20 protein-coding genes are annotated in these 17,741 nt (G+C 57.9%); 17 read left to right on the top strand and 3 right to left on the bottom strand.

The annotated features are described in order from the left end of the window. Positions 1–114 precede the first annotated feature (114 nt). The 6 genes from F6R97_RS13415 (at position 115) to F6R97_RS13390 (ending at position 4,549) form a co-directional block, all read left to right on the top strand. On the top strand, positions 115–282 hold the full coding sequence (locus F6R97_RS13415; RefSeq protein WP_156320516.1) for a hypothetical protein: 168 nt from the start codon (positions 115–117) through the stop codon (positions 280–282). 224 nt (positions 283–506) lie between these two features. After that, positions 507–689: a sulfur starvation response protein OscA gene (gene oscA / locus F6R97_RS13410; RefSeq protein ID WP_022643503.1), complete on the top strand. Its 183-nt coding sequence runs from the start codon at positions 507–509 to the stop codon at positions 687–689. A gap of 81 nt (positions 690–770) precedes the next feature. Further along, the gene (locus F6R97_RS13405) at positions 771–1,784 is read left to right on the top strand and encodes a sulfate ABC transporter substrate-binding protein (protein WP_315866662.1); all 1,014 of its coding nucleotides are present in this window, start codon (positions 771–773) and stop codon (positions 1,782–1,784) included. 70 nt (positions 1,785–1,854) lie between these two features. Continuing rightward, positions 1,855–2,673, top strand: a complete 819-nt coding sequence (cysT, locus tag F6R97_RS13400; protein ID WP_033058556.1) for a sulfate ABC transporter permease subunit CysT — start codon at positions 1,855–1,857, stop codon at positions 2,671–2,673. A gap of 13 nt (positions 2,674–2,686) precedes the next feature. Beyond that, the gene (gene cysW / locus F6R97_RS13395) at positions 2,687–3,556 is read left to right on the top strand and encodes a sulfate ABC transporter permease subunit CysW (RefSeq protein WP_008068643.1); all 870 of its coding nucleotides are present in this window, start codon (positions 2,687–2,689) and stop codon (positions 3,554–3,556) included. A 3-nt stretch (positions 3,557–3,559) separates the two neighbouring features. Further along, complete coding sequence (locus tag F6R97_RS13390) at positions 3,560–4,549, top strand: sulfate/molybdate ABC transporter ATP-binding protein (protein WP_038978455.1); 990 nt, start codon at positions 3,560–3,562, stop codon at positions 4,547–4,549. Positions 4,550–4,638: 89 nt separating this feature from the next. On the opposite strand, the gene F6R97_RS13385 is transcribed toward F6R97_RS13390, so the two are convergent. Continuing rightward, positions 4,639–5,157: a DUF962 domain-containing protein gene (locus tag F6R97_RS13385; protein WP_048395998.1), complete on the bottom strand. Its 519-nt coding sequence runs from the start codon at positions 5,155–5,157 to the stop codon at positions 4,639–4,641. A gap of 84 nt (positions 5,158–5,241) precedes the next feature. Between F6R97_RS13385 and F6R97_RS13380 the strand changes: the two genes are divergently transcribed. Together F6R97_RS13380 and F6R97_RS13375 are read left to right on the top strand one after the other, a co-directional pair. Continuing rightward, positions 5,242–5,928, top strand: a complete 687-nt coding sequence (locus tag F6R97_RS13380; protein WP_315866661.1) for a Crp/Fnr family transcriptional regulator — start codon at positions 5,242–5,244, stop codon at positions 5,926–5,928. Positions 5,929–6,004: 76 nt separating this feature from the next. Then, the gene (locus F6R97_RS13375) at positions 6,005–6,370 is read left to right on the top strand and encodes a response regulator (protein WP_315866660.1); all 366 of its coding nucleotides are present in this window, start codon (positions 6,005–6,007) and stop codon (positions 6,368–6,370) included. 152 nt (positions 6,371–6,522) lie between these two features. Here the strand turns inward: F6R97_RS13375 and F6R97_RS13370 are convergent, their stop codons facing one another. Beyond that, positions 6,523–7,527 (bottom strand): AraC family transcriptional regulator, encoded by a 1,005-nt coding sequence (locus tag F6R97_RS13370; protein ID WP_038978459.1) that lies wholly within the window; start codon positions 7,525–7,527, stop codon positions 6,523–6,525. 100 nt (positions 7,528–7,627) lie between these two features. On the opposite strand from F6R97_RS13370, the gene F6R97_RS13365 reads away from it, so the two are divergent. The 9 genes from F6R97_RS13365 to F6R97_RS13325 all read left to right on the top strand — a co-directional run bounded on the left by F6R97_RS13365 (position 7,628) and on the right by F6R97_RS13325 (position 16,200). Then, positions 7,628–8,701: a fatty acid desaturase gene (locus tag F6R97_RS13365; protein WP_038978460.1), complete on the top strand. Its 1,074-nt coding sequence runs from the start codon at positions 7,628–7,630 to the stop codon at positions 8,699–8,701. A 247-nt stretch (positions 8,702–8,948) separates the two neighbouring features. Then, positions 8,949–9,275: a hypothetical protein gene (locus F6R97_RS13360; protein ID WP_038978461.1), complete on the top strand. Its 327-nt coding sequence runs from the start codon at positions 8,949–8,951 to the stop codon at positions 9,273–9,275. A gap of 735 nt (positions 9,276–10,010) precedes the next feature. After that, positions 10,011–10,592, top strand: coding sequence for an alpha/beta hydrolase (locus tag F6R97_RS13355; protein WP_030131588.1), 582 nt, complete (start codon positions 10,011–10,013; stop codon positions 10,590–10,592). Positions 10,593–10,648: 56 nt separating this feature from the next. Continuing rightward, entirely contained in the window at positions 10,649–11,581 is a 933-nt protein-coding gene (locus tag F6R97_RS13350; protein WP_038978462.1) for a sigma 54-interacting transcriptional regulator, read from the top strand. A gap of 259 nt (positions 11,582–11,840) precedes the next feature. Then, positions 11,841–12,623: a MetQ/NlpA family ABC transporter substrate-binding protein gene (locus F6R97_RS13345; protein ID WP_048396001.1), complete on the top strand. Its 783-nt coding sequence runs from the start codon at positions 11,841–11,843 to the stop codon at positions 12,621–12,623. Positions 12,624–13,237: 614 nt separating this feature from the next. Continuing rightward, on the top strand, positions 13,238–13,903 hold the full coding sequence (locus tag F6R97_RS13340; RefSeq protein ID WP_038978464.1) for an amino acid ABC transporter permease: 666 nt from the start codon (positions 13,238–13,240) through the stop codon (positions 13,901–13,903). Then, positions 13,884–14,543 (top strand): amino acid ABC transporter permease, encoded by a 660-nt coding sequence (locus tag F6R97_RS13335; protein ID WP_038978465.1) that lies wholly within the window; start codon positions 13,884–13,886, stop codon positions 14,541–14,543. Before F6R97_RS13340 ends, F6R97_RS13335 begins: the two co-directional genes overlap by 20 nt. Continuing rightward, on the top strand, positions 14,540–15,322 hold the full coding sequence (locus F6R97_RS13330) for an amino acid ABC transporter ATP-binding protein (protein ID WP_038978466.1): 783 nt from the start codon (positions 14,540–14,542) through the stop codon (positions 15,320–15,322). The genes F6R97_RS13335 and F6R97_RS13330 overlap by 4 nt, the downstream gene beginning before the upstream one ends. Further along, on the top strand, positions 15,319–16,200 hold the full coding sequence (locus F6R97_RS13325) for a transporter substrate-binding domain-containing protein (RefSeq protein WP_048396004.1): 882 nt from the start codon (positions 15,319–15,321) through the stop codon (positions 16,198–16,200). The genes F6R97_RS13330 and F6R97_RS13325 overlap by 4 nt, the downstream gene beginning before the upstream one ends. Before the next feature lie 143 nt (positions 16,201–16,343). On the opposite strand, the gene F6R97_RS13320 is transcribed toward F6R97_RS13325, so the two are convergent. Continuing rightward, positions 16,344–17,540, bottom strand: a complete 1,197-nt coding sequence (locus F6R97_RS13320; protein ID WP_038978468.1) for an AAA family ATPase — start codon at positions 17,538–17,540, stop codon at positions 16,344–16,346. Between the last annotated feature and the right edge of the window lie 201 nt (positions 17,541–17,741).

Below are 17,741 nucleotides of genomic sequence, written 5' to 3'. Positions count from 1 at the left end.
CCATCGCATTATCACTTAGCTCACAGATAAAACCAGTCGCCCTTTCAGATAAGAGTGGCTGGATGTGTCTTTAATCTACAACTCCAGCCTTTTTGTAGGGACATGGACGCTCTAATGTCAGCCACCTATCGCGATGCTTTGCGTGCAGCGCTGCTCTATCTGGTGCTTTCCGTAGCCTGGCTCCAGTTTAGTGGTTATTTATTGAACAGGTTCTTCGATAGTTCCACCGACCTGCTGCGCTGGCAGCGGATCAACGGTTATGCCTGGGTGATACAGGTTTAGGCGCGACCGGATATCCGATGCGTACTCAGCCCCCCGAAGGCTGTGATCTTTTGATCTTCCGGCCATTAACTCCCCGCAAACCCTTGTCTCATCAAGCAATCTATTTTGGTTATATAAACATTCTTAAATAGTCTTTTTAAGAATATCCGCGCCTATCTACTATTGCCCTACGCCGTAAGCAGTGCCCGCCACTGCCAGGCATATCTCATTAAAGGAGCAGCACCATGAGCGCATCCCTACGTAGTGTTGACGGGCAGGACGAAGCCACCATTTTGCGTGAGATCCAGAGCGCTTTGCGCGATCTGCGCTTTGGCGCGGTGGAAATCACTGTGCACAACGCCCAGGTGGTTCAGATCGAACGCAAAGAGAAATTCCGTTTGCAGCAGCCGGGCAACAAGCCGAGCTGAAGCGAAAGATCAAAAGAACAGGCAACCCGTTCCAGACCATAAGAAAAAGCCAATACATCAAGAATTCCAGGAGCTTTCACCATGTCGTCGATTCGTCATTTTGCTTTGGCCGCCCTGGCCAGTGCCCTTTTTGCTGGTTCCGCGGTTGCCAAGGATTACGAATTGCTCAACGTGTCGTATGACCCGACCCGTGAGCTGTACCAGGAGTACAACGCCGAGTTCATCAACTTCTGGAAAAAGGACCACGCTGGCGACAACGTGAAAATCCAGCAGTCCCACGGTGGTTCGGGCAAGCAGGGCCGGGCGGTGATCGACGGTCTGCGGGCCGACGTGGTGACTCTGGCCCTGGCCGGTGACATCGACGAAGTTGCCAAGCTCGGCAAGAGCCTGCCGGTCGACTGGCAGAAGCGTCTGCCGGAAGCGAGTACGCCTTACACCTCGACCATCGTGTTCCTGGTGCGCAAGGGCAACCCGAAAGGCATCAAGGACTGGGGCGATCTGACCAAAAACGGCGTGGAAGTCATCACCCCGAACCCGAAAACCTCCGGCGGCGCACGCTGGAACTTCCTCGCGGCCTGGGCCTATGGCCTGAAAGCCAACGGCGGTAACGAAGCCAAGGCCAAAGAGTACGTGCAGACGCTGTTTAAACACGTGCCAGTGCTGGACACCGGTGCTCGCGGTTCGACCATCACCTTCGTCAACAACGGTCAGGGCGACGTGTTGCTGGCCTGGGAAAACGAAGCGTTCCTGGCGTTGAAAGAAGACGGCGGCGCCGACAAGTTCGACATCGTCGTGCCTTCGCTGTCGATCCTGGCCGAACCACCGGTGGCCGTGGTCGACAAGAACGCCGAGAAAAAGGGCAACACCGACATTGCTGAAGCGTACCTCAAGCACCTGTACAGCCCGGCCGGCCAGGAAATCGCGGCGAAAAACTTCTATCGTCCACGGGACAAGGACGTGGCCGCCAAGTACGCCAAACAGTTCCCGACACTGGAACTGGTGACCATCGACAAGGACTTCGGTGGCTGGAAAGCCGCGCAACCGAAATTCTTCAATGACGGCGGCGTGTTCGACCAGATTTATCAGGCGCAATAACCTGAAATAAGCCATAAACGAGCCTCGAATTCCGATTCGAGGCTTTGCGCGTTCTCAACCAAGGACTTTTATGTCGCGTCGTATCTCCCCCGTCATACCCGGCTTCGGGCTGACGCTGGGCTACACCTTGGTGTACCTCAGCCTGATTGTGCTCATTCCACTGGCGGCAATGTTCGTGCATGCCGCTCAACTGACCTGGGATCAGTTCTGGGCAATCATCTCGGCGCCTCGAGTGCTGGCGGCGTTGAAGCTGAGCTTCGGCACCGCGCTGTATGCCGCGATCATCAACGGCATCATTGGCACGCTGCTGGCCTGGGTGCTGGTGCGCTATACCTTCCCGGGACGCAAAGTCATCGACGCGATGATCGACTTGCCGTTCGCATTGCCCACGGCGGTGGCCGGTATCGCGCTGACAGCGCTGTACACCCCCACCGGGCTGGTGGGTCAGTTCGCGGCGGACCTGGGGTTCAAGATCGCGTATACCCCCCTGGGCATCACGCTGGCGCTCACTTTTGTGACGCTTCCATTCGTAGTACGTACCGTACAGCCTGTACTGGCCGATATTCCCCGTGAAGTGGAGGAGGCGGCGGCGTGCCTCGGTGCCAAGCCGTTACAGGTTTTCCGCCATATTCTGGTGCCGGCGTTGTTGCCAGCTTGGCTGACCGGTTTCGCTTTGGCCTTTGCCCGCGGGGTCGGCGAGTACGGTTCGGTGATCTTCATCGCCGGCAACATGCCGATGAAAACAGAAATTCTGCCGCTGCTGATCATGGTCAAACTCGACCAGTACGATTACACCGGCGCCACCTCCATTGGTGTACTGATGCTGGTGGTTTCCTTTGTCCTGTTGCTGCTGATCAACTTGCTGCAGCGGCGCATCGAAACCCCATAAGGAGGCGCAAAAAATGTCCCAATCGTCTATTGCAGCTGCCTCCTCGAACGCCGCCCGCCGTGGCAGTGCCACGTCGCGGCGAGTCTTGATCGGCCTCGGCTGGCTGATCTTCGCGCTGTTTTTGTTATTGCCGTTGTTCATCGTGGTGTCCCAGGGCCTGAAGCTGGGCCTGGGGGCGTTCTTCACCGCGATCTTCGAGCCAGACGCCTTGTCGGCGTTGAAACTCACCGTGATCGCCGTGCTGATTTCGGTGCCGCTGAACCTCGTATTCGGTGTCAGCGCGGCGTGGTGCGTGAGTAAATACTCGTTCCGTGGCAAGAGCATGCTGGTGACCCTGATCGACCTGCCGTTCTCGGTGTCGCCGGTGATTGCGGGTCTGGTCTACGTGTTGATGTTCGGCGCCCAAGGCCTGTTCGGGCCGTGGTTGCAGGATCACGACATCCAGATCGTCTTCGCCTTGCCGGGCATCGTGCTGGCGACGATTTTCGTCACCGTGCCGTTCGTGGCGCGTGAGCTGATCCCGCTGATGCAGGAACAAGGCACCCAGGAAGAGGAGGCCGCGCGCCTGCTCGGTGCCAATGGCTGGCAGATGTTCTGGCACGTCACCGTTCCCAATATCAAATGGGGCCTGATCTATGGCGTGGTGCTGTGTACGGCCCGGGCCATGGGTGAGTTCGGTGCGGTGTCGGTGGTTTCCGGGCACATTCGCGGGGTGACCAACACCCTGCCGTTGCACGTCGAGATCCTCTACAACGAATACAACCACGTGGCCGCGTTCGCTGTGGCGAGCCTGTTGCTGATCCTGGCGCTCTTCATCCTGCTGCTCAAGCAGTGGAGCGAAAACCGTATTAACCGCCTGCGCGCCAGCGCCGCGGAGGAATAAGTCATGTCGATCGAAGTGCGTAACGTCAGCAAGAACTTCCACGCGTTCAAGGCGCTGGACAACATCAGCCTGGACATTCAAAGCGGCGAGCTGGTGGCGCTGCTGGGGCCGTCCGGCTGCGGCAAGACCACATTACTGCGAATCATCGCCGGCCTGGAAACCCCGGATCAGGGCAGCATTGTGTTCCATGGCGAAGACGTTTCCGGCCACGACGTGCGGGATCGCAATGTCGGTTTCGTGTTCCAGCACTACGCCTTGTTCCGGCACATGACGGTGTTTGACAACGTTGCTTTCGGCCTTCGCATGAAACCGAAAAACCAGCGTCCGAATGAAAGCCAGATCGCGGTGAAAGTCCACGAACTGCTGAACATGGTGCAGCTGGATTGGTTGGCCGATCGCTACCCGGAACAACTCTCCGGCGGCCAGCGTCAGCGCATCGCGCTGGCCCGTGCCTTGGCGGTGGAGCCGAAAGTTTTGCTGCTCGACGAACCCTTCGGCGCGCTCGACGCCAAGGTCCGTAAAGAGCTGCGTCGCTGGCTCGCGCGTCTGCACGAAGACATCAACCTGACCTCGGTGTTCGTGACCCACGACCAGGAAGAGGCAATGGAAGTCGCCGACCGTATCGTGGTGATGAACAAGGGCGTGATCGAGCAGATCGGCTCACCGGGCGACGTCTACGAAAATCCGGCCAGCGATTTCGTCTATCACTTCCTTGGCGACTCGAACCGTCTGCATTTGGGCGAAGACCGGCACGTGCTGTTCCGTCCACACGAAGTGTCGCTGTCGCGCCATGAACTGGAAGACCACCACGCTGCTGAGGTGCGCGATATCCGTCCGCTGGGCGCCACCACGCGGGTGACGTTGAAGGTCGAAGGACAGAGCGAGCTGATCGAAGCTGAAGTGGTGAAGGATCACGACAGCCTGGTCGGATTGGCCAAGGGTGAGACGTTGTTCTTCAAGCCCAAGGTCTGGCAGAAAGTCGCCAACATCTAAAGCAAAAGCATCGCGGGCAAGCCCGCTCCCACAGGGGATTTGTGAACGACACAGATCACTGTGGGAGCGGGCTTGCCCGCGATGGCGTCCTACACCGCTGCGTTTTTCTGACGCAAACGCACCCCCCCCACCCGCGCCTCGATCTGCTCTTTCAGCTCGTGCCGCATCCCGAGCAAAAACGCCAACTCAACCACCACAAACAACGGCCCGACAATCAACCCCGTCACATCATCGACAAACGCCGGTTTACGTCCCTCGTAATGATGACCGACAAACTGAATCGCCCACCCCACCACAAACATCCCGATACCGCTTGCGAGCCAAACCAGCGTGCTGTGCTGCGCAAGAACCTGACCCGCCCAGATGCACAGACCGAGCAACACGGTCATCAACACCCCAAGACGCACCTCCAGGCGCAGGTAAAACCACGCCGATGCCATTGCGACCAGCACCGCCGGCGAAACCCAGCCTCCACCCCATTGCGGCCGTGACAGCAACACCGCGACCGCCACTACAATCAGCGGGATACCGATAAAGTGGCTGGCGATATTGCGCGGGTCACGGTGGTAGGCGGCGTATTGACTGAGATGGTCAACGAGGCTTTTCATTGTTATTCCTCCTGTAGGGTGATGGATGATGCCCCGGTTTCATCTCTCGCTCTGTCAGCCAGGCGACAATCTCCAGGAGTTTTCATGGACATGCAGGTTTGGCGTTCGCGCCTGGAAACGGGGCAGTGGTTCAGTCATTTACCTGTTCCCTTACAGGATAGTCTGCTGGCTGCGGCCCGAATTCGGCGCCTGCCGTCGGGGCAACTGCTATTCAAACGCGGTGATCCGCCGTGCGGGCTGTATGCAGTGCTCGAAGGTTCGGTGCGCATCGGCGCTGTGAGCGAGCAGGGCAAGGAAGCACTGCTGAGCCTGGTGGAAGCGCCGCACTGGTTCGGCGAAATCTGCCTGTTCGATGGCCAGCCGCGAACCCACGATGCCTACGCCATTGGCCAGTGCACCCTGTTGCACATCCCGCAGGCGACGCTGTTGAAGTTGCTCGACCAACAACCGGTTTACTGGCGGCAACTGGCGTTGTTGATGAGTCACAAACTGCGCCTGACCTTCATCAACCTCGAACAGCTCAGCCTTATGCCCGCCCCGGCACGCTTGGCGCATCGCTTGCTGATGATCGCCGAGGGCTATGGCGAATTTGACCCGCCGCGCCGTGTTCTGCAACTGCCTCAGGAGCAACTGGCGTCGATGTTGTCGCTGTCGCGCCAGACCACCAACCAGCTCCTCAAGGATTTGCAGGGGCAAGGGATTCTGAATCTTGGGTATGGCGAGATCGAGATTCTGGATGCCGAGCGGTTGCGGACGTTGGCGGTGATTTGAAAAAAGATCGCCACGGTATTGGTGGGCTTTATCCGCGAACGCGCCTAGCCTGTGACGACGATAATCGAGGTGTGCCATGCGTGTATTGCTAGTGGAAGACGAACCCGAGACCGCCAGTCTCCTGGCCAAAGGCCTGGGCGAAGCGAGTTACGTGGTGGATGTGGCGCTCAATGGCATGGACGGCCGGCGCTTTATCGAGTCCGGCGAATACGAACTGATCATCCTCGACGTGATGCTGCCGGGGCTCAACGGCTGGCAGTTGCTGCAGCAGATCCGCAAGCTTGGCGACACGCCGGTGCTGCTCCTCACCACCAAGGACGGCATCGAAGATCGCCTGCGCGGGCTGGAATTGCATGAGGATGATTACCTGCTCAAGCCGTTTGCCGTCAGTGAACTGGTGAAGCGGGTGCGCAAGCTGTTGCGGCGAGATCGGGGACGCTGAAGGTTTGCGGCGTATGGACTACCGCCTTCGCGAGCAAGCCCGCTCCCACAGTGGACCTGTGTGAATCACAAATGTTGTGAACAACCGAAAACCCTGTGGGAGCGGGCTTGCCCGCGAAGAGGCCGGAACATACAAAACACCTCTCGGATCTGTCATTGCAACCCATCCCGAAATTGCCCCGGCGTCATTCCGGTCCAGCGTTTGAACGCGCGGCTGAAGCTACTGGTGTCGGCGAACCCCAGCAGATAACTGATCTCACCCAACGAACACAGCGGGTCGCGCAGATGCAGCAGCGCCAGGTTCTCCCGACTTTCGTTGAGCAGCGTATCGAACCGACAACCTTCGTCCGCCAGGTGCCGTTGCAGGCTGCGCAGACTCAAGTGCAGCGCATGGGCAATGCATTCGGCCGACGGTTCACCTTCCGGCAATTGCTCTTCAATGGCGTCGCGAACCTTGCGCTCCCAGGTCAGGAGTTTGAGTTGCGCCAGGGTTCGTTTGAGCACGGTTTCGTTGTGCTCGGCGAGTTCCGGGTTGGCGTCGTCCAGATGGCTGTCGAAGTCCAGCAGAGCGAACTCCAGTCGGTCTTCATCGGCGTTGAAATACACCGGCGAGCGGAACACTTTGTGCCATTGATGCGGGTCGGCAGGTTCCGGACGGCGCAGGTAAACCGCCAGCGGGGCGTAGTCACGGCCCAGGCGATTGCGGCAAGTGCGCACGTAAATCGCCGCGAAGGCATCGATGGCTTCGAAGGCTGGCGCGGGGTTGCCTTGGGGGATTTTCAGGCGGAAGTAGTAGCGATCCTCAGCGCGGATCAACTCCAGATCCAGCGCGTTACTGACCACTTGGTGATAACGCACGATGCGCTCGAAGACTTCCCGCAGGCTGCCGCTGGCCACCAACGCATAACCCAGCGCATGAAACGTGGTGGGGCTGACGAAACGTGATACCCGCAAGCCAATCGCCGGGTCGCCGCTGACCTGTACCGCGATGTGCCACAGGCGCGTGGTGGCGGACAACGGGTAACGGGCGTTCGGGTCGTCCATCAACTGCGGGTCGAGCCCCGCCTGTTGGCACAGGGCGGTGCTGTCGAGCCCCAGCGCATCGAGCTGCTTGCGCAGGGCGCGGGTCCAGCTGGCGAGGGAGGTCGGTTCAGTCATGTTGATTGGCGCGTCCGGTCAACAGGTTGGCGTTCACGGCTACCGCTCTGTAAATCATCACAGGGCAGGATGCGAACATCAATAACCAGAGGATGGAAGCATGGACGGTATTTCTGCAAGTCCCCAGCGACTGAATGCAGCACAGCGATCAGCGCATATTCGCCAGGTGGTATTGGCCAAGGGCGTCGAACTGCGTCAGCGCTACCCGATTCTCAACCATCAGGATGCCTTGGGTGCGGGCATTCTGGCCTTCGCGTTGTCCGGGATGATCGGTTCGGCAGCGCTGTACATCACCGGGTACATGGCCTGGTGGGTATGCCTGTTGCTCAACGCGTTTTTCGCCTCGCTGACCCACGAGCTGGAGCATGACCTGATCCACAGCATGTATTTCCGCAAACAGCGCGTTCCGCACAACCTGATGATGGGCCTGGTATGGCTGGCGCGACCGAGCACCATCAACCCTTGGATCCGCCGTCATCTGCACCTCAACCATCACAAGGTGTCCGGCACCGAAGCCGACATGGAAGAGCGAGCGATCACCAACGGTGAGCCCTGGGGCATCGCGCGGCTGTTGATGGTCGGCGACAACGTGATGTCGGCGTTCATCCGCATGCTGCGGGCCAAGACCCGCGCGCACAAGTTCAGCATCATCAAGCGTTTTCTGAAGGTTTACGCACCGCTGGCGCTGGTGCATTGGGGGGCATGGTATGTGTTTCTCGGTTTTCACGCCGCCAACGGCATTGCGCATTTGTTGGGTGCGCCTGTCGAGTGGTCGGCGACTATGTTGGCGGTGATGCAAGTGATCGACATCGCTGCCGTGGTGATCATCGGTCCGAATGTGTTGCGCACGTTCTGCCTGCACTTTGTCAGCTCGAACATGCACTACTACGGTGACGTGGAGCCGGGCAATGTGATTCAGCAAACCCAGGTGTTGAACCCTTGGTGGATGTGGCCGTTGCAGGCGTTCTGCTTCAACTTCGGCAGCAGCCACGGGATCCATCACTTTGTGGTGAAGGAGCCGTTCTACATCCGGCAGATGACCGTGCCGGTGGCGCATAAAGTGATGCGCGAGATGGGCGTGCGGTTCAATGATTTCGGGACGTTCGGGCGGGCGAACCGGTTTGTTCGCAAGAATGGAGTGGTGGGGGATGAGTTGCGCACTGTTCGGACTTGATGATGGGTACTTGAGGTATGCGACCGATCGTTATGACTGTTGACTTAGTGCCAAGAGAAATAACGGGTACTTGGATTGGAATAAGTTATGAAGTGTATGCATAGTGCTTATTGCATTTTTGTAGGTAAATAACATCTTTTTGCGTGGACAAAGTCCAAGGGGCGAACCATGCTCAGTGTCGTGAGTTTCCAGGAGGAAACTTGCTCTCATCGGAAGATACTTATTAAACGATAAAGGAATTCGAACCATGTCGAGCATTAATGGTACTTATGTGAACTCCAACTCTGGCGCCCAATTGGTTATTACCGATGGTAATGATTCGAATGGCACCTTCAGTGGAAAACTGAGCCAGGGCGGTGTGAATTACGATGTCAGTTATGGGCACTACCACTTCCAGAATAGTACCGGACAACCGACCATCATCACCTTGGCCGCTTTGAATGATGGCACCGGCTACCAGGCCTGGACATTGTTCTCGCCGGACCACAACTATTCCCGACTCCGGGCTGTGGGTTCGCGCAATAACTTTGATGGGGACGTAGTGGGATTGGCTGGTGAATTCGTCAAACAGTAAGCCTTGAGGTAGTTATCGACAGGCTGATGAATTGAAAGATGCATCAGCCTGTCGTTATGAACATAATTCAACTAGCTTTCGCCAAAATTTTAGTTGCTTTTGATTGTGTGCGGCCTCGGTTCTCTCGTAAATCTCACGCCATTCACGAACAATTTCAATACTTGAAAAAACATAGCCTTTCGCCTGTTTGGCTACAAGCCTTGTAGGACGTGGCTTTGGTGTGTTTTTTTATATTCTATATTGATATATTTATAGATTTAAATATTCCTTTAGGAAATAAGCATTTGACCTAATGATTCACCCCAAGCCAAAAAACCGGTTCCCAAAGTGGCCGAGCAGCCACCGGCGGCGCTCGGACGATGTGCCCATCGTTCTCAAGGTTCATTGAACCGAAACCTTTTCGCGCTAAAACATTTTGCACGAGGGCATCAGTGCGGCAGGCTCCGCGGCGCGTTAACAGATTTTTGATTTCCGGGGCCGTCTCCTTGGCAGGGTGCGGCCCCTTTTTTTATTCCGGGCAAACACCAAACCCTGTGGGAGCGAGCTTGCTCGCGATGGCGTCGTCACATTCAACATTGATGGTGACTAATCTACCGCTATCGCGAGCAAGCTCGCTCCCACAGGTGATTTGTATATTCGATACTGATCTTAACAAATAGCTTCTTATTCCTTAACGAATATAACTCCCCTCCCTATACTCGATCAGGAACAGACACGCAGCAGGAGAGCTCCCCCATGCGCAACGAATCAATTCGCTACCTGATTGTGCCGGGCTGGCAAGGATCGCCAGAAGATCATTGGCAAACCCATTGGCAGAACAGCCTGCCCAACAGTGCGCGGGTGGAGCAGGCAGACTGGCTGACGCCTCGCCGTGAGGACTGGGTCGCGGCACTGGCCGAGGCGATTGCCGCCGACAGTACGCCCGTGATTCTGATCGCCCACAGCCTGGGCTGCATCACCGTCGCCCATTGGGCGGCCACGGCACCGCTGCCATTTTTGCGTCAGGTGCGCGGCGCGTTGCTGGTCGCGCCAGCGGATGTCGAGCGCCCGGCTTGCGCGCCGGCCTTGCGCAACTTCGCACCGATCCCGACCCATTTGCTGCCATTCCCGAGCCAGGTCGTCAGCTCCGACAACGACAGCGCCGTGAGCGCGCCACGAGCGCTTGAACTGGCGCGTCAGTGGGGCGCCGAGGCGGGGATTTTATCGGGTGCCGGGCACATCAATGTGAAGTCCGGTCACCAGCGCTGGGAGCAAGGTTTTGCGTACCTCTATCGTCTGCAAAACCGCATGGAACAGCACGCCCTGCGTCGAGCTTGAACCTTTATTTTATTGAACGCCCCCGTCTCCCCGGCGGTTTTGGGCGGGAGTCTGCCATGAGCTTGCATGAAACATTCGGTCAGCCGCTGCTGACCTTTCCCGATGCGGAAAAAAGCCCGCTGAGCATTCGCGCCAAGGCGTTGGTGTTCGTCGATCCGCGTTCCCGGCAGTTGCGCCAGGAGCTGGAACAACTGGCGCCACGTTCGATTTCGGTATTGATCCGCGGTGAAACCGGCAGCGGTAAAGAACTGCTGGCGCGACACATCCATCGTGCCAGTGATCGCGGCGGGTTGTTCGTGTCAGTCAATTGCGGGGCGATCAGCCCGACCTATGCCGACGCTGAACTGTTCGGCTACGCAGCCGGCAGCTACAGCGGTTCGGCTAGCAGCCGTGCCGGTTGGTTTGGTTCGGCCAATGGCGGCACGCTCTATCTGGATGAGATCGGCGACCTGCCGCTGCCGATCCAGATCAAGTTGCTCGCAGCCCTGGAAAACCACGAAGTCACTCGCGTTGGCGCTCAGCAGCCAAGCCCGGTGGACGTACGTCTGGTGGCCGCCACCAGCATCGATCTGGCTCAGGCCGTGGCTGCCGGAAAATTCCATGAACGGCTTTATCACTACCTCAGCGAAGGTCAGCTCGAACTGCCGGCCTTGCGTGAGCGGGTGGGCGATATTTTGTCGCTGGCCGAATACTTCCTCGGCATCTACAGCCAACGCCTTGACCTGCCGGTGCCATTGATCAGCGAAGCCGCGCAGCATCTGCTGGAGCAGCACAGTTGGCCGGGCAACACTCGGGAACTGGAGAACGTCATTCACTTTGCGCTGTTGGTGAGTACCGGCGACGAGATTTTGCCGGAGCATTTGAATCTGCCCGAGGCGGCTGTTTCGCTGGTGACGATCGAGCAACAACTCAAACAGATTCTTGGCAACGGTTCCGTTGCCGAGAAAGACGCCTTGAAAAAATTGCTCAAAGACGCCGGGCTTCTGTAGGAGCTGGCGCAGCCTGCGATTTTTTGATCTTGGCAATGTTGGACTCACCGAAGATCAAGATCAAAAGATCGCAGCCTTCGGCAGCTCCTACATCGGGCGGGCGATGCAAACAAATTGGAATATGAAAGTGAATAAAAGATATTGTTCGGGAATAAAAAATCCCGGTATTGTCCGCGTCACGTCAGCGATAGCACATCACTGGCACTCGTACTAATCAGCCGTCGTCGATGATGGCCGCGAATTTCGATAAGGACACTGCATGAAAAAGGTTCTGTTGTTCACCGCATTGGCGGCTGCCCTGACTGCGGGCCTGGCCCAGGCTGGCGAGAAACTGGTGGTTGCGGCGACCCCGGTTCCACATGCCGAGATTCTTGAACTGATCAAGCCTGCCCTCGCCAAAGAAGGCGTGGACCTGGAGATCAAAGTCTTCACCGACTACGTTCAGCCTAACGTGCAGGTCGACCAGAAGCGTCTGGACGCCAACTACTTCCAGACCCTGCCATACCTGAAAAACTTCAACGAAGGCAAAGGCACCAACCTGGTGACCGTGATCGGCGTTCACGTTGAACCATTCGGTGGCTACTCGAAGAAGTACAAAAAACTGACTGACCTGCCAAACGGCGCAACCATCGCCATCCCGAACGAAGGCAGCAACAGCGGTCGTGCCCTGATTCTGCTGCAGAAGGCTGGCCTGATCGAGTTGAAAGACCCGAAAAATGCCGTGTCCACCCCCAAAGACATCGCCAAGAACCCGCACAACTTCAAGTTCAAGGAACTGGAATCGGCCATGCTGCCGCGTGTTCTGGATCAGGTCGACCTGGACATGATCAACACCAACTACGCACTGGAAGCAGGTTTGAACCCGGCTAAAGATGCGTTGGTGATCGAAGGTGCCGATTCGCCTTACGTGAACTTCTTGGTGGCTCGTCCAGACAACAAGGATAGCGTCGCTATCCAGAAACTGGCCAAGGCCCTGACCAGCCCGGAAGTGAAGGCGTTCATCGAGAAGAAATACAGCGGCGCGGTACTGCCGGCGTTCTGATTGAACGCAATCTCGAACCTCTTCAAGGTTTCAACGCCGACGGCTAGTACAGCGTCGGCGTGATCGTTCCCACGCTCTGCGTGGGAATGCCTCAACGGACGCTCTGCGTTCGGCTCTGAAGGGAACGCAGAGCGTCCCGGGCTGCATTCCCACGCAGAGCGTGGGAACGATCAGATCGCGGGCTTCTTCAGGCGACTCGGTCTGCCTGGGAGGACGCCTTCGCGGGCAGCCTCGCTCCTACAGAGGCTGCGTTTTCAGCGCCTTGCGCAACGCCACCAGCAATTTCACGATGTCCTGCGGATCCAGCCGCTGTGGCACGTTTACGTCAGCCATTTTTCTCTTCCTTGTGATGGTTCGGCCGGGAGTCTGGCCAAAAGCTGCACGTCCTTGGAGGGGTATTTTGAAAAAAAGATCCTTCCTACAGCGCAAAGAAAAATAGTCGTCTTCCACTGCCGCCGCAAATCCGCAGGATAGTTTTTTGCGTGATATCAATATTCTTTAACGGTATTTAAATTCTTCTTTTTATACCTTTAAAGTCGGTGCCTGCCGGGTGGTTATCCACTGCCCATGGACTGCGCCATCGTCGCTTACCGAGCGGCGTCCAGGGATGTTCAATGACTTTCGATTACGCTTTTATCCTCAGCACCCTGCCGGCGTTTCTCAAAGCCGTGGGCGTGACGCTGCAGGTCGGCCTCATCGCTATCGGTACTTCGTTACTGGTAGCGCTGATCAACGCGACGATTCTGGTGTTTCGCACACCCTACCTTCAACGCTTGGTCGGGCTGTATGTGGAGTTGGCGCGCAACACGCCACTGCTGATTCAGCTGTTCTTCGTCTACTTCGCCTTGCCGGCCCTGGGTATCAAAGTCTCGGGTTTCGCGGCGGCGATCATCACCATGACTTTCCTTGGCGGCGCTTACCTCACCGAAGTGCTGCGCGCCGGCGTGGATGCGGTGCCCCAGGCGCAACTTGAGTCCGGCTGTTCCATTGGGCTGTCTCACGGGCAATTGCTGCGTTACGTGATCCTGCCGCAAGCCGGCATCCTCAGCCTGCCGTCGCTGTTCGCCAATTTCATCTTCCTGCTCAAGGAAACCACCGTGGTTTCGGCGGTGGCGGTGCCGGAGATTCTCTACACCACCAAGAGCTACATCGCGCTCTACTACAAAACCTACGAAATGCTCGCCGTGCTGACGCTGATTTGCGTGCTGCTGTTTTTGCCGTTGTCGCTGCTGCTCCGTCGTCTGGAAAGGAGGCTCCAGCATGGCCAGTTCGGGTCTTGAGTTGCTCTGGGTGTCGTTGCCGCAACTGGGCAAGGGCGCTGCGCAAACCCTGTCGATCTCTTTTCTGAGTATCGCCATCAGCACGGTGGGCGGCGTGCTCTATGGCGTGTTGTGCACGCTGAATTCGAAATGGCTGAGCGCGATTCTGCGGGTTTATCTGGAACTGTTCCGAGCGATCCCGGTGCTGGTCTGGCTGTATTTGCTGTTCTTCGGTCTGCCGATTTTTTTCGGGCTGAGCATTCCAAGCTTCTGGTGCGCGGTGCTGGTGTTGTCGCTGTGGGGCGCCAGCGAGGTCGGTGAAGTGGTGCGCGGCGCGTTGCATTCGTTACCGCGCGGGCAGCGTGAGGCCGGGTTGTCGATTGGCCTGGACGGTCCGCAACTCTACGGCTACGTGCTGCTGCCTCAAGCGCTGAAACGCATGACGCCGCCGACCATCAACGTCTACACGCGCATCATCAAGACCAGCTCCCTGGCGGTGCTGATCGGCGTAGTGGATGTGATCAAAGTCGGTCAACAAATCATCGAACGCACCTACGAATCAGTGCTGATCTACGGCGCGCTGTTCCTGTTTTTCTTTTTCATCTGCTACCCGCTGTCAGCCGCCTCGCGTGTGCTGGAGCGGCGCTGGACGCAAGCATGAGTGCATTGATCGAGTTCAAGGGTTTCAACAAGTTTTTCGGCGAGCAGCAGGTGCTCGACAGCATTGATCTGAAGGTGAAGCCGGGCGAAGTGATCGTCATCCTCGGCCCCAGCGGCTGTGGCAAAAGCACGTTGCTGCGCTGCCTCAACGGCCTGGAAGTGGCTCACAGCGGCAGCTTGAATTTTGCCGGTCGTGAGTTGCTGGGCAAGAGCACTGACTGGCGCGAAGTGCGTCAGCAGATCGGCATGGTGTTCCAGAGTTATCACCTCTTCCCGCACATGAGCGTGCTCGACAACCTGTTGCTCGGCCCACTCAAGGTGCAGAAACGCGAACGCCGCGAAGCCCGCGCTCAGGCTGAAGCGCTGCTTGAGCGTGTCGGTCTGCTGGACAAGCGCGACGCCTTCCCGCGCCAGCTCTCCGGTGGCCAGCAACAACGCATCGCCATCGTTCGTTCGCTGTGCATGAACCCCAAGGTCATGCTCTTCGACGAAGTCACCGCCGCCCTCGATCCGGAGATGGTCAAGGAAGTGCTCGAGGTGATTCAGGGCTTGGCCCGCGAAGGCATGACGTTGTTGATTGTCACCCATGAAATGGCCTTCGCCCGCGCCGTGGCCGATCGCATCGTGTTCATGGATGCCGGGCGCATCCTTGAGCAAAACCCACCCGAGATTTTCTTTACGAACCCGCAAACCGCACGAGCGCAGCAGTTCCTGGAGAAGTTCTCCTACGTCGCCGCACTACCCAAAACGACTCAAACAAAGGAATTGGAACTGCCATGAAAACTGCCAAGTCTTCTCTGCTGTTACTCCCGCTGTTCGGCCTGGCGCTGCTCGCCGGCTGCAACAAAACCGAAGAACCGACGAAGCCGAAAGTCGCAAGCGTCAGCACCGCACCGGCCGGTTACCTGGAAAAAATCAAAGCCCGGGACAAGCTGGTCGTCGGCGTTTTCACGGATAAACCGCCGTTCGGTTTTGTTGATGAAGCCGGGCGCTACGTGGGGTTTGATACTGACATCGGTCGCCAATTCGCCAAGGATCTGTTGGGCGATGAGAACAAAGTGGAATTCGTTGCGGTGGAGCCGGCAAGCCGGATTCCGTTCCTGCAAAGCGACAAGGTCGATTTGATCCTGGCCAACATGACCGTCACCCCGGAGCGTAAGGAAGCCGTGGACTTCACCAACCCGAACCTCAAGGTTGCGGTGCAGGCACTGGTGCCGCAGGCGAGTTCGGTGAAGAGCCTCGATGACCTGGCGACCCGCACCACCATCGTGACCACGGGCACCACAGCGGATATCTGGCTGACCAAGAATCATCCGGACTGGAAACTGCTGAAGTTCGAGAAAAACTCCGAGTCCCTGCAAGCCCTGGCCAATGGTCGCGGCGACGCTTATGCGCAGGACAATCTGGTGCTGTTCAGCTGGGCCAAGCAGAACCCGGGCTACCGCGTGCTGGAGGAAAAACTGGGTGCCGAAGCGCCGATTGCTCCGGCGGTGAAGAAGGGCAATATCGAACTGCGCGACTGGGTGAATGTGGAACTGGCGAAGTTGGGCGAGGAGAAGTTTTTGCTCAAGCTGTACGACCAGTACGTGCGTAAAGAATTGAGCGATGACACCAAGCCCGAGAGCGTGATTGTCGAGGGAGGGAAGTGGCAGGGGTGAGTCTCTAACCTTTGCGGTGATCTCGCGGCCGTCATCGCGGGCAAGCCCGCTCCCACAGGGTTTGGTGTGGACGCAGATTTTGTGTTCACTGAAGATCATTGTGGGAGCGGGCTTGCCCGCGATGGCGGTTTATCAGACACCACCTAATCCGGCCAATTCCACGCCGGCTCATCCAGCATCCGCTGCCCGACCATCCCGGTCTGGCCGAAATTCTTCTCCAGCACAATGCAATTGCATTCCGGGTCTTGCTGCAACGCCGAGATCAAGCGCCGCGCATGGGACACCACCCACACCTGACACTGCTCGGACGCTCGAATGATCAACCGCGCCAACGCCGGCAACAGGTCCGGATGCAGACTGGTTTCCGGTTCGTTCAACACCATCAACGTCGGCGGTCGAGGGGTCAGCAATGCCGCGACCAGCAGCAGATAGCGCAATGTCCCGTCCGACAACTCGGCGGCGGACAACGGCCGCAATAATCCTTCCTGATAAAACTCGATCGCAAACCGTCCGCCTTGCAGCGGTTCGATGTTCAGTCGCGCGCCGGGAAAGGCATCGCTGATAGCCGCCTGCAAGGCTTCGGGATCGCCGATTTCGATGATGGTCTGCAGGGCTGCCGCCAGGTCGCGACCGTCGTGGTGCAGCACCGGCGTGCGGGTGCCCAGTTGCGGTTGGCGCACTGGCGCGTCGGCGTCACTGCGAAAGTGATCGTAGAAGCGCCAGCGACGGATGAACTCGCGTAATTCCAGAACTTCCGGCGAAGAACGCAAACTGCCGACCTGATCGAACAGGCTGTCGAAATTCGGCGTGTGCTGGGCCAGTACGTCCCAGCTGCGATTGGCTCGGGCACGGATCATCGGGCCGTCGCGATCCACCAGCAGGCTGGCCGGACGATAAATCGGCCCGGCCCAGACGCATTCACGCTTGATTTGCGGGTCGAGGTTGAAGCGTGACGGAATAGGTGAGCTGTGTCCGGGCAACATGAAGTGGCCGTTGGAATCGGGCAGCCCGAGGCTGATCGAATAGCTGAAATCCTCACCGGCAAATCCCAGCCGCAGTCGTTTGACGCCGTGTCTCACCGTTGCCTCGACCGGGACTTCGCCGTTGCGCATCCGTCGGCTGATATTTTCCGGCCCGGCCCAGAACGTCGAATCCAGCCCACCCTCGCGTGCCAACGCATTGACCACCCCGCCCTGAGCGGTTTCCGCCAGCAGGCGCAAGGCGCGGTAGAGGTTGGATTTACCGCTGCCGTTGGGGCCGGTGATCAGGTTCAACCGGCCAAGCGGAATCACCAATTTATTGATCGAGCGGTAATTGGCCACTGCGAGGGTTTTGAGCATGAGTTCCTCATTGATCGTTCCCACGCTCCGCGTGGGAATGCATCCCGTGACGCTCCGCGTCACAGTGGACGCAGAGCGTCCATGGCGGCGTTCCCACGCGGAGCGTGGGAACGATCAATGGAGTATAAGGATCGCACGTGCAGACGTGGAACCCTGATCTAAGCTCTCAGTCGTATCGTCACTGGCACGTTCGTACAACGC

The sequence above is a fragment of the Pseudomonas sp. JV414 genome, from assembly GCF_032424305.1.
GTDB lineage: Bacteria > Pseudomonadota > Gammaproteobacteria > Pseudomonadales > Pseudomonadaceae > Aquipseudomonas > Aquipseudomonas lini.
This window is presented reverse-complemented; position numbering and strand designations above follow the sequence as displayed.

Coding starts and splice junctions, on each gene's coding strand:
- F6R97_RS13335 (WP_038978465.1), top strand. CDS start 13,884: ATGGCCAGTTCGGGTCTTGAGTTGCTCTGGGTGTCGTTGCCGCAACTG.
- F6R97_RS13355 (WP_030131588.1), top strand. CDS start 10,011: ATGCGCAACGAATCAATTCGCTACCTGATTGTGCCGGGCTGGCAAGGA.
- F6R97_RS13325 (WP_048396004.1), top strand. CDS start 15,319: ATGAAAACTGCCAAGTCTTCTCTGCTGTTACTCCCGCTGTTCGGCCTG.
- F6R97_RS13415 (WP_156320516.1), top strand. CDS start 115: ATGTCAGCCACCTATCGCGATGCTTTGCGTGCAGCGCTGCTCTATCTG.
- cysW (WP_008068643.1), top strand. CDS start 2,687: ATGTCCCAATCGTCTATTGCAGCTGCCTCCTCGAACGCCGCCCGCCGT.
- F6R97_RS13330 (WP_038978466.1), top strand. CDS start 14,540: ATGAGTGCATTGATCGAGTTCAAGGGTTTCAACAAGTTTTTCGGCGAG.
- F6R97_RS13345 (WP_048396001.1), top strand. CDS start 11,841: ATGAAAAAGGTTCTGTTGTTCACCGCATTGGCGGCTGCCCTGACTGCG.
- F6R97_RS13320 (WP_038978468.1), bottom strand. CDS start 17,540: ATGCTCAAAACCCTCGCAGTGGCCAATTACCGCTCGATCAATAAATTG.
- F6R97_RS13350 (WP_038978462.1), top strand. CDS start 10,649: ATGAGCTTGCATGAAACATTCGGTCAGCCGCTGCTGACCTTTCCCGAT.
- cysT (WP_033058556.1), top strand. CDS start 1,855: ATGTCGCGTCGTATCTCCCCCGTCATACCCGGCTTCGGGCTGACGCTG.
- F6R97_RS13380 (WP_315866661.1), top strand. CDS start 5,242: ATGGACATGCAGGTTTGGCGTTCGCGCCTGGAAACGGGGCAGTGGTTC.
- F6R97_RS13370 (WP_038978459.1), bottom strand. CDS start 7,527: ATGACTGAACCGACCTCCCTCGCCAGCTGGACCCGCGCCCTGCGCAAG.
- F6R97_RS13340 (WP_038978464.1), top strand. CDS start 13,238: ATGACTTTCGATTACGCTTTTATCCTCAGCACCCTGCCGGCGTTTCTC.
- F6R97_RS13405 (WP_315866662.1), top strand. CDS start 771: ATGTCGTCGATTCGTCATTTTGCTTTGGCCGCCCTGGCCAGTGCCCTT.
- F6R97_RS13365 (WP_038978460.1), top strand. CDS start 7,628: ATGGACGGTATTTCTGCAAGTCCCCAGCGACTGAATGCAGCACAGCGA.
- F6R97_RS13385 (WP_048395998.1), bottom strand. CDS start 5,157: ATGAAAAGCCTCGTTGACCATCTCAGTCAATACGCCGCCTACCACCGT.
- oscA (WP_022643503.1), top strand. CDS start 507: ATGAGCGCATCCCTACGTAGTGTTGACGGGCAGGACGAAGCCACCATT.
- F6R97_RS13375 (WP_315866660.1), top strand. CDS start 6,005: ATGCGTGTATTGCTAGTGGAAGACGAACCCGAGACCGCCAGTCTCCTG.
- F6R97_RS13360 (WP_038978461.1), top strand. CDS start 8,949: ATGTCGAGCATTAATGGTACTTATGTGAACTCCAACTCTGGCGCCCAA.
- F6R97_RS13390 (WP_038978455.1), top strand. CDS start 3,560: ATGTCGATCGAAGTGCGTAACGTCAGCAAGAACTTCCACGCGTTCAAG.